Origin of the sequence: Streptococcus sp. 1055, assembly GCF_013276815.1 — a bacterium.
GTDB lineage: Bacteria > Bacillota > Bacilli > Lactobacillales > Streptococcaceae > Streptococcus > Streptococcus pseudopneumoniae.
In genome coordinates this window covers 1-18,094 of record NZ_VMLT01000017.1, presented here as the reverse complement: position 1 = coordinate 18,094, position 18,094 = coordinate 1, and the positions used below count along the sequence as shown (strand labels likewise).

General features: G+C 41.2%; 12 protein-coding genes. 11 read left to right on the top strand and 1 reads right to left on the bottom strand.

Annotation, left to right across the window (positions count from 1 at the left end):
- On the top strand, positions 1 to 2,931 hold a 2,931-nt coding region (locus HT699_RS01915; RefSeq protein WP_240149874.1), incomplete at its 5' end, for a DUF1542 domain-containing protein.
- 112 nt (positions 2,932 to 3,043) lie between these two features.
- Here the strand turns inward: HT699_RS01915 and HT699_RS01910 are convergent.
- Complete coding sequence (locus HT699_RS01910; protein ID WP_172934057.1) at positions 3,044 to 5,140, bottom strand: GH92 family glycosyl hydrolase; 2,097 nt, start codon at positions 5,138 to 5,140, stop codon at positions 3,044 to 3,046.
- Positions 5,141 to 5,310: 170 nt separating this feature from the next.
- Here HT699_RS01910 and HT699_RS01905 point away from each other — a divergent pair, with 170 nt between their 5' ends.
- From HT699_RS01905 to HT699_RS01860, 10 genes are all read left to right on the top strand, one after another.
- Entirely contained in the window at positions 5,311 to 6,591 is a 1,281-nt protein-coding gene (locus tag HT699_RS01905) for a glycoside hydrolase family 125 protein (RefSeq protein ID WP_172934056.1), read from the top strand.
- A 90-nt stretch (positions 6,592 to 6,681) separates the two neighbouring features.
- The gene (locus HT699_RS01900) at positions 6,682 to 9,327 is read left to right on the top strand and encodes an alpha-mannosidase (protein WP_172934055.1); all 2,646 of its coding nucleotides are present in this window, start codon (positions 6,682 to 6,684) and stop codon (positions 9,325 to 9,327) included.
- Positions 9,328 to 9,410: 83 nt separating this feature from the next.
- Positions 9,411 to 10,280: an ROK family protein gene (locus HT699_RS01895; RefSeq protein ID WP_023933938.1), complete on the top strand. Its 870-nt coding sequence runs from the start codon at positions 9,411 to 9,413 to the stop codon at positions 10,278 to 10,280.
- The gene (locus HT699_RS01890) at positions 10,274 to 12,154 is read left to right on the top strand and encodes a beta-N-acetylhexosaminidase (protein WP_054392876.1); all 1,881 of its coding nucleotides are present in this window, start codon (positions 10,274 to 10,276) and stop codon (positions 12,152 to 12,154) included. The genes HT699_RS01895 and HT699_RS01890 overlap by 7 nt, the downstream gene beginning before the upstream one ends.
- A 298-nt stretch (positions 12,155 to 12,452) precedes the next feature.
- A complete protein-coding gene (locus HT699_RS01885; protein WP_238375687.1) occupies positions 12,453 to 12,779 on the top strand; it encodes a plasmid pRiA4b ORF-3 family protein in 327 nt (108 codons plus the stop codon).
- Between the two features lie 769 nt (positions 12,780 to 13,548).
- On the top strand, positions 13,549 to 13,812 hold the full coding sequence (locus HT699_RS11625) for a hypothetical protein (protein ID WP_238375686.1): 264 nt from the start codon (positions 13,549 to 13,551) through the stop codon (positions 13,810 to 13,812).
- A 473-nt stretch (positions 13,813 to 14,285) separates the two neighbouring features.
- Positions 14,286 to 14,855 (top strand): hypothetical protein, encoded by a 570-nt coding sequence (locus HT699_RS01875; protein ID WP_138701546.1) that lies wholly within the window; start codon positions 14,286 to 14,288, stop codon positions 14,853 to 14,855.
- Positions 14,856 to 14,869: 14 nt separating this feature from the next.
- Complete coding sequence (locus HT699_RS01870) at positions 14,870 to 15,214, top strand: hypothetical protein (RefSeq protein ID WP_050971712.1); 345 nt, start codon at positions 14,870 to 14,872, stop codon at positions 15,212 to 15,214.
- Positions 15,214 to 15,636 carry a preprotein translocase subunit SecB gene (locus HT699_RS01865; RefSeq protein WP_226372392.1) on the top strand — a complete coding sequence of 141 codons (423 nt, stop codon included), beginning with the start codon at positions 15,214 to 15,216 and terminating at the stop codon, positions 15,634 to 15,636. The genes HT699_RS01870 and HT699_RS01865 overlap by 1 nt, the downstream gene beginning before the upstream one ends.
- Positions 15,637 to 16,215: 579 nt before the next feature.
- Positions 16,216 to 18,094, top strand: a 1,879-nt coding sequence (locus tag HT699_RS01860) for a YSIRK-type signal peptide-containing protein (RefSeq protein ID WP_172934054.1), incomplete at its 3' end; no start/stop codon positions are given.

The following is an 18,094-nucleotide window of genomic DNA, read 5'->3' as shown; positions in this document are numbered from 1 at the left end:
GCTGAAGAAAAAGCGAAAGTTAAAGCAGAAGCTCAATCTCGAGCAGCCGAAGCGAACAAGGCCATTGATGCTCAACCAGATGTAACCACAACACCAGAGGAATCAAGGAAGGTTCAAGGAGCAGTAGATAGTGCTAAGGAACACGGTGTAGCAGCGATTAAAGCTGTGAATCCAGAAACAACAACTAAAGCTGCAGCCAAGAAAGCTATTGATGATAAGCTAGCTGAACAACTAAAAGCCATTGAAAACACACCAGATGCTACGGATGAAGAAAAAGCTGAAGCTGCTGAAAAAGCGACAGCCTTAGCCAAAGAAGCTAAGCAAGCAATTGATATTGCTACAACAGATTCAGAGGTTAAGAAACTTCAAGATGATGCAAATGCTGAAATAGGGAAAGTTTTACCTGTTGTAGAAGATAAACCAAATGCTCGTAAAGCCATTGATGAGCAAACAAAAGCGAAAAAAGAAGAGATTGACGCGCGTACTGACTTATCTCCTAAAGCGAAAGAGAATCTTAAAGATAAAGCAGATCAAATAGCAGCCGAAGCTAAGAAATTAGTAGATGCTGCGAATAAAGAAGCAGATGTTAATAAGATTCAAGACGCGGATAAATCGGCAATTAGAGCAGTTGGGGATATTAACAGACCAATTGATAAAGTGCTAGTTAATGATCCAGCCAACCTAAAAGCTGAGGAAAAAGTTAAAATCCTAGAAGAAGTGAAGAAAGTGAACCCAACAGCCAAAGAGGTTAAATATAACGACGCTGGAAATATTGAAGTTACTACAGCAAATGGTGATAAGGGAATCATTAATCCAACTGATCTGGTGAAAACGTTGGAGAATCTAGATAATGGTAAAGGTGGAAACGATATTAACAAACCACTTGATAAAGTTATCATCAAGGATAAATCGATGTTGACAGAGTCAGAAAAAGCTCAAATTATTGCTGCTGTTAAGTCTGTAAATCCAAATTCTATTGTGCTACTCGATGCAGACGGAACTGTTTCAGTGTCTACACCAGAAGGTCAGACTGCAACGATTCCATCAACTGAGTTAGTGAGAACTAAGGAAGATACAGCTAAATCTGACGCAGGAAATGGTGAAATTGTTAAACCAGCAGATAAAGTGGTTGGTGAACCGACTGATTCAGCTGCACAAGCCAAAGTAGAAGAAAAATTAAGAAAACTCAACCCTGAGGCTAAATCTGTTAAATTTGATGATAAAGGTAACGCTACTGTTACTTTAAATGATGGAACTGTGGCAACAATTCCATGGAAAGATTTATTCAAATCACCGGAAGATGCAACTAAACCAAACGCAGGCAACGACATCGTTAAGCCGGCGGATAAGACGGTTGTAGCGAACTCAGACAAGTTGACAGTTGCAGAGAAGAAAGCTATTGAAGAAAAGGTTAAAGCAGTTAACCCAGGAGCGACTGTAGTAGTGGACGATAAAGGAAATGCCACAGTCACAACACCAGAAGGTAAAACAGCCGTTATTCCAGCAACAGACTTGACGAAGTCAGCAGCAGATGCAGCTAAACCAAATGCAGGCAATGATGTCAATACACCAGCAGCTAAAACTGTAGCAGCGAACCTAGACAAGTTGACAGAGGCTGAGAAGAAAGCTATCGAAGAGAAGGTTAAAGCAGTCAACCCAGGCTCAACTGTAGTAGTAGACGATAAGGGTAATGCTACAGTTACAACACCAGAAGGTAAGACAGCGGTCATTCCAGCCACTGATTTAGTGAAAACACAAGATGATATCACTAAAGAAAATGCAGGCAATGATGTCAATACACCAGCAGCTAAAACTGTAGTAGCAGATCCAGATGCCTTAACTCCAGAAGAGAAGAAAGCTATCGAAGAGAAGGTTAAAGCAGTCAACCCAGGTTCAACTGTAGTAGTAGACGATAAAGGTAATGCAACAGTAACTAAAGCTGATGGTACAGTTCTGAATATTCCAGCTTTAGACCTAGTAATCCCAGCTGGAAACCTAGCTGACGAAGCTAAGACTGCTAAAGTGAAAACACCAGCATTCCGTACATTAGTTGGAAACAAAGATAACTTAACGGAAGATGAAAAAGCGGCAGTTAAGAAAGCAATTGAAGCCGTCAATTCAGGAGCGACTGTAGTAGTAGACGATAAAGGTAACGCCACAGTAACACTAGATGGAAATACAGTATCGATTGCAAAAGACCAATTAGTGAAAACAGAAAGTGATGTAACAGCTAAGAATAGCGGAGATAACATCAACCTTGACTTTGAAAGAGAAACAGTAGCAGACTTTACTAACTTAACAGATTCAGAAAAAGAAGCTGCAAAAGCTAAGATTAAAGCAGCAAATGCTGATGTAGTAGATGTTCTCTTTGACAAGGCAGGAAATGCAACTGTTGTAACTAAAGATGGCAAAGTTTTAGCAATTACCGCTGAAGCTATCTTTAAACAAGCTCCTTCAGCTCAAAATAACGGAGCTACTAACACTGAAGCAAAAGTGGATAAAGCTAAGTTAGCAGATGCTATTCGTCAGTTAGATGGACTAATCATCCAAGAATCAACTAAGCTTGATGCAGAAACTGCAAAAGCAGCGAACGCATTATCAGCGGATGCTAAGAAAGTATTTGCCAATGCAGATGCAACTCAGGCAGATGTGGCTGCAACGGTTAAACGTATCGAAGACTTCCTGGCGAAAGTTTCTCCAGCAACTAATCATGCAAGTCCAGCTAATGACCAAGCTGCTCAAACACCAGCTGTAGTTCCAGCTCAAGCAGCAAATGCCAACCAAGCAGCAACAAACGTGCGTACAGTCGCTAAAGAGTTGCCAAATACAGGTACAGCAGATTCTACTGTAGCTATGGTAGCAGCTGCCGCAAGTGCCTTACTTGGTCTTGGTCTTGCAGGTCGTCGTCGTAAAGAAGACGAAGAAGCTTAATTGGTAGATTATTTGATAATTATCAGATGATAAGTCCGATTTTCAAAGCTTAACAAGTATCTCTCATAAGAAAATCTCCTAGCAGGAAAGCCTGCTAGGAGATTTTTGCATTTCAGGAAGTGGACGGCTGATTTGGTAACCAGCTGAGGGTGAAGGTTAACTGCTCAGCTTTTAGGAGGTCTTGGTGTTGGATGCTAGACACTGGGGTCTTGTCCAGTCGGCATTCTTTGACAAAGTTAAAATGGTTGTGGTTTTGCTCCGTATGAATATCCAGCCATTTACCTTCTTTAGCAAGGTAGATACGGAGGTGATTAAAGAGAGGGATTCCGAGATCATAGCTTGGTTTTCCTGGACAGGTCGGATAAAATCCGAGAGCTGACCAGATGTACCAAGCAGAGAGACTGCCATTGTCTTCATCGCCAGGATAGGCTTGCCAACTTGGGTGAAAGGCTTTCTGACGTAAGGTCTTGATAAGAAGGGCAGTGTAGTCAGGGTAGTTGCTGTAACGGAAGAGATAAGGAATGTGGAAGCTCGGTTGGTTGGAAATAGCGACTTGTCCAAAAGGAGCGGTAGCCATCTCGCTCATTTCGTGAATCTCGTAACCATAGCCTGTTGTCTCAAAGAGGGGAGCATCTTGACAGGCTTTCAAAAGATAGTTGCTAAAGGCTTCTTTTCCACCCATAAGTTGGATCAAACCTGGGATGTTGTGTAGGACGCCTAAAGTCGCTTGAATGGCAGAGCATTCGGCATAGTCTCGCCCCCAACTATAAGGAGAGAAGTCAGGGCGGAAGTTGCCTTGGCTGTCTCGCGCTCTCATGTAACCTGTTTCAGCATCAAATAGATGGCGGTAATTTTGTGAAGCAGTCTTGTAGGTTTCAGCGATGTCATTCTGACCAAGTTTTTTGGCACAGCTGGCGATACAAAAGTCACTATAGGCATAGTCTAGGGTGTGGCTGACGCTTTCGTGGTGGTCGGTAGAGAGGTAGCCTAGTTCTTGGTATTGGGCTAGTCCGTGGCGGCCATTGATGCCTAGAGGGTCGGACTTGCTGGCTGTTTCAAGCATGGCTTGGAGGAGTTCTACTTCTAGGTCAGGAGCCATGTCCTTGCAGGCGCTATCTGCGATAATGCCGTCTAAAAGTGTACCTGGCATCATACCCCGTTCATCTGGAGCCAGCCATTTTGGAAGGAATCCAGTATTGCGGTAGCTATTGAGAAATCCTTCTAAAAAGCGGTGGTAGTGTTCCGGTATGATAAGGGCAAAGAGGGGGAAGGTAGTGCGGAAGGTATCCCAGAAGCCATTGTTGCTGAAGAGGACACCGGGCTTGACAGTGCCAGTGGCCAGATCCATGTGGATGGCTTGCCCTGATTCATCAATCTCATAAAAAGTCTGTGGGAAGAGGAAGAGTCTGTAGAGACAGTGGTCAAAGAAGGTTCGGTCAGCCTCTCCTGTCTCTATAACGTCAAAACGATGGAGGAGATTTTCCCAATCCGCTTGGGCACTTGATTTACAGTTATCAAAATCTTCTTGAGGTAGATTAAGCAGTGCTTGAGAAGGAGAGATGAAAGAAGTGGCTAGTTGCATCTCGGTTTGACTACTTACTAAGTCAATTCGCCAGTCTCCCCCTTCTTGGCTGATAGCAAGAATATCCGTGTTCATTTGCAGGGCTGTGAACATCGTTAGTGGATTTTTGTTGGTCTCAGTTTTTCCTTCTTGTCGCAGGGCAAGAGTCCGCTTATCTACTTGCTCCACGGTCAGTTCATCTGCTGCGTGCAGATAGAGGGAGAGGGCTTTGCCTTGCTTTTGCTTCAAACGAATAGAAGCACCGTAGCAAGTTGGTGTGAGCTGGGTTTCAATCTGATAGCGCAGGGAGAAAATCTTTAGATAATGAGGTTGGAAAGAGGCCTTATCCCTATCATAGGAAGATTGGCGGTGAAAGAGACTGTCTCCCCCAAGCTGACCTGTGACAGGTGTCAGAAGGAGCCAAGAGTAGTCCCCAATCCAAGGACTGGGCTGGTGAGTTAATCGAATCCCCTGAAAGATAGGCAGATGCGGATCAAAAAACCAAGATCCATCCTGGTCACTGGTCTGGGGCACAAAGTAATTCATCCCAAAAGGCACGCCTGTGTATGGCAGGGTATTTCCCCGAGAAAAGGCATGCTTGTTGGTAGTTCCAAAGCGGGTATCGATGGTTTCAAGTAGTGGTTTCATAGTCTTTCCTTTAGCTGTTTTTCTACATTATATCAGAAAAAGAGGGCCTTTAGAAAAGGAGTTTCAAAAATAACTATTTTGTAGAAAAATGACTATCATTTGTGTATGTATTTTCTGTCTCAAAAGCTATATACTGAACATGAAACTTGTTTGAAAGAGGGAATTGCACGATGATTTATTCGAAAGAAATTGTTAGAGAATGGCTAGATGAAGTAGCAGAGCGGGCTAAGGACCATCCAGAGTGGGTGGATGTTTTCGAGCGTTGCTACACCGATACCTTGGACAATACGGTTGAAATCTTAGAAGATGGTTCAACTTTTGTCTTGACTGGGGATATTCCTGCCCTGTGGCTTCGAGATTCGACAGCCCAACTCAGACCCTACCTTCATGTAGCTAAAAGAGATGCCCTCCTGCGTCAGACCATTGCAGGTTTGGTCAAACGTCAGATGACCTTGGTACTCAAGGATCCCTATGCTAACTCCTTCAACATTGAGAAGAACTGGAAAGGGCACCACGAGACTGACCACACAGACCTTAACGGCTGGATCTGGGAGCGCAAGTATGAGGTGGATTCACTTTGCTATCCTTTGCAGTTGGCTTATCTCCTCTGGAAAGAGACTGGCGAGACTGGTCAGTTTGATGAGACTTTTGTCGCAGCGACTAAGGAAATTCTCCATCTATGGACAGTTGAACAAGACCACAAGAACTCTCCTTATCGTTTTGTCCGAGATACGGACCGTAAGGAAGACACCTTGGTAAATGATGGCTTTGGACCTGACTTTGCAGTGACAGGTATGACTTGGTCAGCTTTTCGTCCGAGTGACGATTGCTGCCAGTATAGTTACTTGATTCCGTCTAATATGTTTGCCGTAGTAGTCTTGGGTTATGTGCAAGAAATCTTTGTCGAATTAGACCTAGCTGATAGCCAGAGTGTTATTGCTGATGCCAAGCGTCTTCAGGATGAAATCCAAGAAGGAATCGAAAACTACGCTTACACCACCAACAGCAAGGGCGAAAAGATTTACGCTTTTGAAGTAGATGGCCTAGGAAATGCCAGCATCATGGATGATCCAAATGTACCAAGTTTACTAGCTGCGCCCTATCTGGGCTACTGTTCGGTCGATGATGAAGTGTATCAAGCTACTCGTCGTACCATTTTGAGCTCTGAAAATCCATATTTCTACCAAGGAGAATACGCTAGCGGTCTCGGAAGTTCTCATACCTTCTATCGCTATATCTGGCCAATCGCCCTTTCTATCCAAGGATTGACAACAAGAGATAAGGCAGAGAAAAAATTCTTGCTGGATCAGCTGGTTGCCTGCGATGGTGGTACAGGTGTCATGCACGAAAGCTTCCACGTGGATGACCCAACTCTCTACTCTCGTGAATGGTTCTCCTGGGCTAACATGATGTTCTGTGAGTTGGTCTTGGATTACTTGGATATTCGCTAAGGGGCTCGCTTTAGCTCAACCGATTCTTATCAGAATCACAAGTTTACATTTAAAACGTTAAAATTTAAATTTAGAATGAGGTTTTACTTCATGGAAAATGTTGTTGTACATATTATCTCACATAGTCACTGGGACCGTGAGTGGTACTTGCCTTTTGAAAGTCATCGTATGCAGTTGGTGGAATTGTTTGACAATCTCTTTGATCTCTTTGAAAATGACCCTGAGTTCAAGAGTTTCCACTTGGATGGACAAACTATTGTCCTTGACGACTACTTACAAATTCGCCCTGAAAATCGCGACAAGGTCCAACGCTACATTGACGAGGGCAAGCTTAAAATTGGTCCCTTTTACATCTTGCAGGATGATTATTTGATTTCAAGTGAAGCCAATGTCCGCAATACCTTGATTGGTCAACAAGAAGCTGCCAAATGGGGTAAATCAACCCAGATTGGCTACTTTCCAGATACCTTTGGAAATATGGGACAAGCACCTCAAATTCTTCAAAAATCAGGCATTCATGTGGCGGCCTTTGGTCGTGGTGTGAAGCCGATTGGATTTGACAACCAAGTCCTTGAAGATGAGCAGTTTACATCCCAGTTTTCAGAAATGTACTGGCAGGGTGTGGATGGTAGTCGTGTTTTAGGTATTCTCTTTGCCAACTGGTACAGTAATGGGAATGAAATCCCAGTTGATAAAGATGAGGCCTTGACCTTCTGGAAACAAAAATTGTCAGATGTGCGTGCCTACGCTTCGACCAACCAGTGGTTGATGATGAACGGCTGTGATCACCAGCCTGTACAGAAAAATCTGAGCGAAGCCATTCGTGTGGCAAATGAACTCTTCCCAGATGTAACCTTTGTTCACAGTTCCTTTGATGAATATGTCCAAGCTGTGGAAGGTGCGCTTCCTGAACACTTATCAACGGTGACAGGCGAGTTGACCAGTCAGGAAACAGACGGCTGGTACACACTTGCCAATACTTCTTCATCTCGTATTTATCTCAAACAAGCCTTCCAAGAAAATAGCAACCTCCTAGAGCAAGTTGTAGAACCCTTGACGATTATTACGGGTGGCCACAACCACAAGGACCAGTTGACCTATGCTTGGAAAACACTTTTGCAGAACGCGCCCCATGATAGTATCTGTGGCTGTAGCGTGGACGAAGTTCACCGTGAGATGGAAACTCGTTTTGCCAAGGTTAACCAAGTCGGAACCTTTGTTAAGACCAATCTTCTCAACGAGTGGAAGGGTAAAATCGCTACAGCTAAGGCTCAAAGTGATTATCTCTTTACTGTCATTAACACAGGCTTGCATGATAAGGTTGATACTGTCAGCACAGTGATTGATGTTGCGACTTGTGATTTCAAGGAATTACACCCAACGGAAGGCTACAAGAAGATGGCTGCTCTTACATTGCCAAGCTACCGTGTGGAGGATTTGGATGGGCGTCCTGTAGAGGCTAAAATCGAAGATCTTGGGGCTAATTTTGAGTACGATTTACCAAAAGACAAGTTTCGCCAAGCTCGTATCGCTCGCCAAGTGCGCGTGACCATTCCAGTTCACCTAGCACCGCTTTCTTGGACAACTTTCCAATTGCTGGAAGGAGAACAAGAACACCGTGAGGGTATTTACCAAAACGGAGTGATTGATACACCATTCGTAACGGTGAGTGTGGATGACAACATCACAGTTTATGACAAGACAACTCACGAAGCCTACGAAGATTTTATCCGCTTTGAAGATCGTGGGGACATCGGAAACGAGTATATCTATTTCCAACCAAAAGGAACAGAGCCAATCTATGCAGAGCTTAAGGGCTACGAGGTCTTGGAAAACACAGCTCGCTACGCTAAGATTTTGCTCAAACATGAATTGACCGTGCCTGTCAGTGCAGATGAAAAGCTAGAAGAAGAGCAAAAAGGTATCATCGAGTTTATGAAGCGTGAAGCTGGACGGTCAGAAGAATTGACAAACATTCCTCTGGAAACTGAGATGACTATCTTCGTTGATAATCCACAAATCCGTTGCAAGACTCGCTTTACCAACACTGCCAAAGACCACCGTATCCGTCTCTTGGTCAAGACTCATAACACGCGTCCAAGCAATGATTCTGAAAGCATCTATGAGGTGGTGAAACGACCAAACAAACCAGCTGCTTCATGGGAAAATCCTGAAAATCCTCAACACCAACAAGCCTTTGTTAGTCTGTATGACGATGAAAAAGGGGTGACTGTATCTAACAAGGGATTGAATGAATATGAAATCCTTGGAGACGACACCATTGCCGTGACTATTTTGCGTGCATCAGGTGAGCTAGGTGACTGGGGTTACTTCCCAACACCAGAAGCTCAGTGTTTGCGTGAGTTTGAAGTCGAGTTTGCGCTTGAATGCCACCAAGCCCAAGAACGCTTCTCAGCCTATCGTCGTGCTAAAGCCTTTCAGACACCATTTACCAGCCTTCAGCTTGCTAAACAAGAAGGAAGCGTGGCTGCGACTGGTAGTCTCTTGAGCCATTCTGTTCTCAGCATACCGCAAATCTGTCCAACAGCCTTTAAGGTAGCTGAAAATGAAGAAGGCTATGTCCTTCGCTACTACAATATGTGTAGTGAAAATGTGCATGTACCAGAAAGTCAACATCTCTTCCTTGACCTACTTGAACGACCATACCCAGTTCATAGAGGCTTCATTTCACCACAAGAAATTCGTACAGAATTGATTAAAAAAGAAGAAATTTAATTTCAAAAAGTAAACATAAAAAGAAAGGAGGGGCGAAAAGGTAAGAACTAACTGCTGATTCGCCCCTTTTTATGGTAAAAACAATGACTATTGCAACGATTGATATCGGAGGGACTGGAATTAAGTTTGCCAGTCTGACTCCTGATGGGAAAATATTGGATAAGACAAGCATTCCAACGCCTGAAAGTTTGGAGGATTTACTAGCTTGGCTAGACCAGCGCTTGTCAGAGCAGGATTATAGCGGGATTGCTATGAGCGTTCCAGGCGCGGTCAATCAAGAGACAGGTGTGATTGATGGCTTCAGTGCCGTCCCTTATATCCACGGCTTTTCGTGGTATGAGGCGCTTGCTCATCATCAACTACCTGTCCATCTGGAAAATGATGCCAACTGCGTTGGACTCAGTGAATTGCTGGCTCATCCAGAACTTGAAAATGCAGCCTGTGTCGTGATTGGGACAGGGATTGGCGGAGCCATGATGATCAATGGTAGACTTCATCGAGGTCGCCACGGTCTGGGTGGAGAATTTGGCTACATGACAACCCTTGCCCCTGCTGAAAAGCTCAACAACTGGTCGCAACTAGCGTCAACTGGGAATATGGTACGATACGTGATTGAAAAATCTGGTCAGACTGATTGGGACGGTCGCAAGATTTACCAAGAGGCCGCAGCAGGAAATACCCTTTGCCAAGAAGCAATTGAGCGCATGAATCGTAATCTGGCTCAAGGCTTGCTCAATATCCAATATCTGATCGATCCAGATGTCATTAGTCTGGGAGGCTCTATCAGTCAAAATCCAGATTTTATTCAAGGTGTCAAGAAGGCTGTAGATGACTTTGTTGATACTTACGAAGAATACACGGTCGCACCTCTTATCCAAGCCTGCACCTATCATGCAGATGCCAATCTCTATGGTGCCCTTGTCAACTGGCTACAGGAGGAAAATCAATGGTAAGATTTACAGGACTTAGTTCCAAACAAGAGAAAGCATTAGAGTTGCTTAAAAAGCACATTCTGCTACCAGATGTAGAGGTAGCAGTCGCTCAGTCTGACCAAGTCTCTATCTCTATCAAGGGTGAGGGTGGCCACTATCAATTGACCTACCGCAAACCTCACCAACTTTATCGTGCCTTGTCCTTGTTGGTAACAGCTCTAGCAGAAGGTGATAAAGTAGGGATTGAGGAGCAGGCGGCTTATGAAGAGTTGGCCTACATGGCAGACTGTTCTCGAAATGCGGTGCTAAATGTGACTTCTGCCAAACAGATGATTGAGGTCTTGGCTCTCATGGGCTACTCAACCTTTGAACTCTACATGGAAGACACCTACCAGATTGAGGGACAGCCTTATTTTGGTTATTTCCGTGGGGCTTATTCGGCTGAGGAGTTGCAGGAAATAGAAGCCTACGCCCAGCAGTTTGATATGACCTTTGTGCCTTGTATCCAGACCTTGGCCCATTTGTCGGCCTTTGTTAAATGGGGTGTCAAGGAAGTGCAGGAACTCCGTGATGTGGAGGACATTCTTCTTATCGGCGAAGAAAAGGTTTATGACCTGATTGATGGCATGTTTGCTACTCTGTCTAAACTGCAAACCCGCAAGGTCAATATCGGGATGGACGAAGCCCACTTGGTTGGCTTGGGACGTTATTTGATATTGAACGGTGTTGTGGATCGTAGTCTCCTCATGTGTCAACACTTGGAGCGCGTGCTGGATATTGCTGATAAATATGGTTTCCACTGCCAGATGTGGAGCGATATGTTCTTTAAACTTATGTCAGCAGATGGCCAGTACGACCGTGATGTGGAAATTCCAGAAGACACTCGTGTCTACCTAGACCGTCTCAAAGACCGTGTGACCTTGGTTTACTGGGACTATTATCAGGATAGCGAGGAAAAATACAATCGCAACTTCCGCAATCATCATAAGATTAGTCATGACCTTGCCTTTGCAGGTGGAGCTTGGAAGTGGATTGGTTTTACGCCTCACAACCATTTCAGCCGTCTAGTGGCTATTGAGGCCAATAAAGCCTGTCGTGCCAATGACATCAAAGAAGTCATCGTGACTGGTTGGGGAGACAATGGTGGGGAAACAGCCCAGTTTTCTATTCTCCCAAGCTTGCAAATTTGGGCCGAACTAAGCTATCGCAATGACCTAGACCGTTTGTCTGCTCACTTTCAGACCAATACTGGTCTATCGGTTGAAGATTTTATGCAGATTGACCTTGCCAACCTCTTGCCAGACCTGCCAGGCAATCTCAGTGGCATCAATCCTAACCGCTATGTCTTTTATCAGGATGTCCTCTGTCCGATCCTTGACCGACACATGACACCTGAACAGGACAAACCACACTTTGCTCAGGCAGCTGAGACCCTTGCTGAAATCAAAGAAAAAGCTGGTGCTTACTCTTACCTCTTTGAAACTCAGGCTCAGTTGAACCAGATTTTAAGTAGCAAAGTAGATGTGGGACGACGCATTCGTCAAGCCTATCAAGCGGATGATAAGGAAAGTCTGCAAGAAATCGCAAGACAAGAATTACCAGAACTCAGAAGCCAAATTGAGCACTTCCATGCGCTCTTTAGCCACCAATGGCTGAAAGAAAACAAGGTCTTTGGTTTGGATACAGTTGATATCCGTATGGGCGGACTCTTGCAACGCATCAAGCGAGCAGAAAGCCGTATCGAGGCTTATCTGGCTGGTCAGATTGACCACATCGATGAGCTGGAAGTAGGAATCTTGCCATTTAACGACTTCTACGCAGACAAGGGCTTCGCAGCCACAACAGCTAACCAATGGCATACTATTGCGACAGCTTCAACGATTTATACAACTTAAAAACAAGAACACCTTGCCTGGCGCAGGGTGTTTCGCGTGAAACAGAAGAATTATCTAGTTTCAAATGCCACAGTTAGACAAACTTATGATAGAATAGCAGAAAGGGAATGTTTCCTAAGAGCAATTCTATCGATTAGCACTTAGAGGTATTGTGGTACACTTAAAATTAGTAAAACAAGAAATAGAAGCTGAAAAGCCAGCATCTGTAGAAGCCTGGGTCATTTTCGTCAAATTTTAAAAAGGTTGCTACCGACATATACAAATTCCAAAAACAAAAACGTTAGTAGAACTAGCAGATGTGATTTTATGGAGTTTTGATTTTGCAAATGATCATGCTCATGCATTTTTCATGGATAATGTTGCGTGGAGTCATGCAGATTCTTACTTTCTTAGCTTTGTTAGTGATGATGTTGAAGAACGTTACACAGAAAATGTCTATCTGGATACCCTAAGTGTCAAACAAACATTTAAGTTTATTTTCGACTTCGGTGATGAATGGCGTTTTGAATGCCAAGTGCTGAGAGAAATCGAGACAGAGGGCGAAGAAGCTTATCTCGTACGTTCGGTTGGAACGCCGCCAGAACAATATCCAGATTATGATGGTTTTGACTATGAAGAATGGTAAAATTGATTGTTAAACAATCTAAAAAACAATTGGAATCAGTCTGTGTAGGCTTAATATTTCAATTGTTTTTTTGTGATGGTTTCAGATAAGAGAGTTTTTTAATACTCAATGAAAATCAAAGAGCAAACTAGGAAGCTAGCTGTAGGTTGCTCAAAACACTGTTTTGAGGTTTCAGATGGAAGCTGAGGAGGTTTGAAGGGATTTTCGAAGAGTATAAATTTGTTGAGGGTGTAGCTAATACGTATTCAGTCTGGTAGATTGAGAAAACTTGACAAAAAATTAGATAGTGCTAGAATAACATTAACGAAAGACATTTGAGGGCAGAAAGGTTCCTGCCACACCTTGCAAAAAGGTATCTGAGATGCTGGGTACACCGACCAGCCAAAGGGTCCGTTATTTCAAAGGAGGGGCTTAAATGCTCCTTTTTTATTTAAAAATTTCAAAATAGATTACACTCACCGCAGGCTTAGGCTTGCGTTTTTTTGTTTGACAAAATTAAAAAAATGTGTAAGAATAAGTAGAATTGAAAACAGGAAAACTCACCTCCTTTCGATTCGTCTAGCCTTTTCGTGAGGCAATGAGGGGGCGGAGAGACGCGCTCGTCAACAGAAGTATCTCATTGGAAATGTTGCTCACTTTTTAGTGAGCTTTTTATCTAGGGAATAGAAATGAAAAGCAAAAAGTTAAAATTAGGTCAAATTGATTTAAAATGTGCAAGGATTACGACCTTATTCAAGCGATGGACTATGACTTTAAGACGAAGGAAGTAATGAATAAAGGAAGGGGATTTGCGGTAACTGTTGTCAAAATACAGGGGCTAACTTTCTTGATTCCATTTAGAAGTTATATTCCTAAAAAGTATCAGTTGAAGTATAAGCTTCGAAATTCAGCAAAAGAAGGGTATGTTGAAGGATTAGATATTGATAAAACCTTGATTTTAGAAGATGAAAGTTATTTGCTAAATACTACTTTTCGACTTCGAAAAATCGAAGATTATTATAAAGTAATGGACAATGATAGAAGCTATAATTAATAAGTTGATAAAAGCTATTATAGACTATAACCGTGCTTTAGAAATGAACGATAGAAACAAACTTGAAGATCCTAAACGCTTTAAATTCTCAACATTCCAGAATTATTCTACTAGATTAAGAGTCATAACAGAAAAAGACTATTTAGAATAGATAATGTTTTTGCAGGTTCTGGCTTGCATTTCTATTTTGCAAAAACACGCATTTTGAACGATTAGAACCAGAAATTACAATCCTATTCTTCAAAAAAGCGTTTTCTTGAAGAATGGAAAAAGCCCGATTTTATGGGGTTTTAATTCTGATAAAATCCGATAATTTTGGCATGATAAGGTGAGGTAGTTATTGTCTTAATGCTCAGTTCCGTTCTGGAAATCGCTAGAATGTTTTCAAAAAATCCCGTAATAGTTGAATTATCTAAGCTTTAACAGTATAATCAAGTTAGTAGCTTCATAAGGAGATTCTATGCTACAATATAGTGGGTGGCACGGCACCACCAATAAAAGAAAAGATTCTATCTGCTGGTTTTTCTTATGAGAAATATAAACCTGGTATTCATAAGCAGAGACATCCGAACGACTTGGGTAATGGTATTTATTTTTTTCTACCTTTTGACAAAGATACTGGTAAAACGATTGCTTCTGCTCATGTAGCAAAGTATAAGTCATTTGAACTAAGCAAACCCGGGGTTAGGCCTGAGTTAATTCATGCTAAAATCATCCTAAGCTCTATGAACAATATTTTTATGTTGGATGACTCAGCAAACCAAAGCTTATTAGAAGAATATCGACAAGCGGCATTTATTCAAATTGAACGTGAGATTACAGATATTGCAGATAGCGGAGCCAAAAATAGAGCTACTCTTCTTAACCAAAATCAAGGATTAATTATTGAGCTGTTGCTTGATTTAGCGTCTCAGCATGGGAAAAATTATGAAGCCGTGCAGTCTAAAACATATACAGATATTCCATTTTTACCAGTAATTAACGGAAAGAACGGAGAGGAAATTTGTATCCGTGATTTAAATTGTATTACAAACATTTTATAAATAAGGAGGCTTTTATGAGTTTATTGTCAAACTTTTTAGGAACTGAAGAATTTTCTTTGATGGATTCTCCAATGTTCCAAGAATTAGTTGAAAATATTAAGGCCAACAAAATTTATTCAGTAAACAATGAATTTGATTATGATTTGAATATATCAGGAAGTCTTAAAAAATATAAAGATGAAATCCATTTTACTTCTCAATTAAATAATCAAAAAGAGTTTTATGATTTGAATTCTATAACTAAAGTAAATGCAATGCCTAAATATAATATAAAAAACAAGAAGTCATGTTTTTCATATTTACCAATAGATTCTGAAAACTTAATTACAACAAAAGAAAATAGTGAGGTGGCAGCTTAATGTCCTCTTTACAATTTAAAGATTATTTTTTAAATGAAGTATCCTATCGAAGAAATCCTAGTTTTGACCAAACAAATAGTACTATTAATTTACATCCTGAATTGTCTGCACAGATTTTAATAAGAAAATCTGAAAACCTTGCTTATGTTAACTTGATAACAAAGCAAGGAAATATAGATTCAGATGATTCTGCTTTTGAGCTTATTGTAGATATTGTTGGAGAATTTTCATTTATATATGACGAGACAGAATTTGATATTGATTTTGAAACTTTTCTTAAAGAGAATGGTCTAGCAATTCTTTGGTCCTATATTCGGCCTATCGTATCTGATATGATTACTCGGGGTAATGAGTTCCCCAACTTCATATTGCCTGTCGTTAACATTAAAAAATGCTTGAAGACAAAGATTCTATCAAGTTAACATACGAATAAAAACAGTGTATGTATTTTTCAAAGCTCCAATGAAATGCTTTCACATTTAAAAGGTATTCGGAGAACTATAAATCAAAATTGTGATAAAAATAAATAGGATCAAAGAGTTTTGTATGATAGTAGTGCAATTTGAAACTCTAGCTGTTTCTCGAGCTTATCGTTCTTGAACTATAAAATATTTCTAAAAAACTGATAGAATCATATATTTTAATAATATACGAAGAATAACGCTGATTTTTCAAGCGTTTTTTCTTTTAAAACAGCTAGCAGGTGGTGAAGTGAAGGACTTGACGATCAAGTCAAACAATGTTGGTTTCAGCTTGTCGTGGATATGTTGAGTCTGTATAAAGAACCAATCGTAGGAGAAAATGAAGTCAATCTTCTCTTCTCATAATAAACCGTATCATATCAAGATTAGTTCATAATGTTTGATTTATAAAATGAAAAGGAGTATAATGAGTTGAACCTACCTAAAGTATGCTCAAATATTTTAGGGGGGGGGCTTTTTTATTTGCCCTTCCATAGATATACTAAGCCGATAATTATCGGAAAAGGAGCAAAATGATATATGTTTTATAAAGGTAATGAAGATAGAGAAAAGCGCTTGCGGTTTTCGATTCGTAAGGTTAGTTTTGGAGCTGCCTCGGTAGCCGTGGCGGCGCTGTATCTCTTTATGGGAAGTGGAGCGGTATCTGCTGAGGAAGCGCAGGCCATACAGTCGAATGAGGAGGTGGCAGCTGATAAGGATTCGGAAATAGAGAAAAAATCAGAGGAACAGCAGCCAACCTACGCTGCTCCTGCTGCAAAGGAACAAGGATCTGCAACCAATACTGAAGCAGGGGATGAAGGCAAGCAAGAAAGTCATCCAGAGACCAAAGAGGAAGAAGCCAACTCATCTGAAAGAAGCGAAACTACAACAAAGACTCAATCGGATGAAAACTCTGTGAGTGGGGACTCTAGCTCTCCAAAATCTACAGAGGACAGTGAAGGTACAAGATCAGAAGAAGCAAGCAACAAGCCAAAAGTACGTAAAAGACGTGATGCACCTGCCCCAACAGCGACTCCAACCGATGACGACCTAGCTGCAAGTCAGACTTATACAGCTCCAGGGGATGATGCAGGACTAGATGAATTAAAAGAAAAACTAGAAAAATTACCAAGCGCTATCCAAAATAATACAAAAATTAATGATATGGATAAACTGGGGGAACAAACAAATACACAATCAGGACAAGTTAAAAATATTACAAACTTCGGTGGTTGGAAAGCGGTAGGAGAAACTGGTAAATTTGCAATTGCAAAGAAAACTGAAGATGGAGTTTTTCCGATTGAAACAGTAAATACCGTGTATAGTGAACAAAATGGGAAGCACTATAGGACATACACAGGGGAACAAGCTTTTGATAGGACAAGTAACTATATCTTGTTGTTATCAGAGGTAAGGACGCGTGCTAGCTCTAAGGAGGCGGCCTACGATAATTCTGAATATAGAGGAACAGGATTATCGGGCAGCACTGCCAAAGCTCTTAAGGATTATAATGGAATAGAGAAGACTTTCAAAGCTTATTCAACAGAAGTGGGTTCAAAAGTAAAGATTCAATTTAAAACAGGATATACTGGAGACATTAATGGAACAAAAGCTAAATATAAAGTTGAAGTTATTGTGAATAAAAATGGAAAACCAGAGACAGTATATTCAAAAATGTTTGATCCTCAAAAAGATTTAACAGATAGTGATGCAACAGTTACTAAAGCAAGAGATGGTAATGGTCAGTTTATTCGTAGCAGATTTAATAATTATAATCTAAACAAGACAGAAGTAGAAAGTAAAATGAAAGGAGCTTATATTCCGACAGGGACGGCAGGTACATTTGAAAGTAAAGAGATTGACTTAGAAAAAGGTGTTACGGATTATACAGTACGAATTAGCTCTGCTGATAATGAACATTTAGGAATGGGATATCAATCTCCATTAAGGCAGTATGCATTACCGATTTCAGGTTTAGGCTTTAATATTACTCAAGATACTAATAAAATAGCTAAAGATTTATTATCTCGTATTTATGAAAAATTAAAAGCAACAGCTGCTGAGGATGAAAGAGGAATGACATCAGATTCTAAGGATGCTTATAATGCTGAATTGGAGAAAGTAAAAAATCTCATAGAAAATATTAATTTAGACACTACTGATAATTATAAAAAGGCGTTAAAAAATGTTCTACAAAAACAAAAAGAACTAACAGCGGATAAGACAGAACTTACAGAAGTTAAAACAGCTCTTGAGGCCTTGACGGGTGAAGCAGATCCAACAACAGGTAAGACTACGGATAGTGCAAAAGCATATAATGATGCGAAAACAGCTGCCCAAGAAGCGATTCAAGAAGCAGAAACAGTTATTAATGACGAAAATGCAACGCCAGAAAAAGTAAGGGAAGCTTTAAATAAAG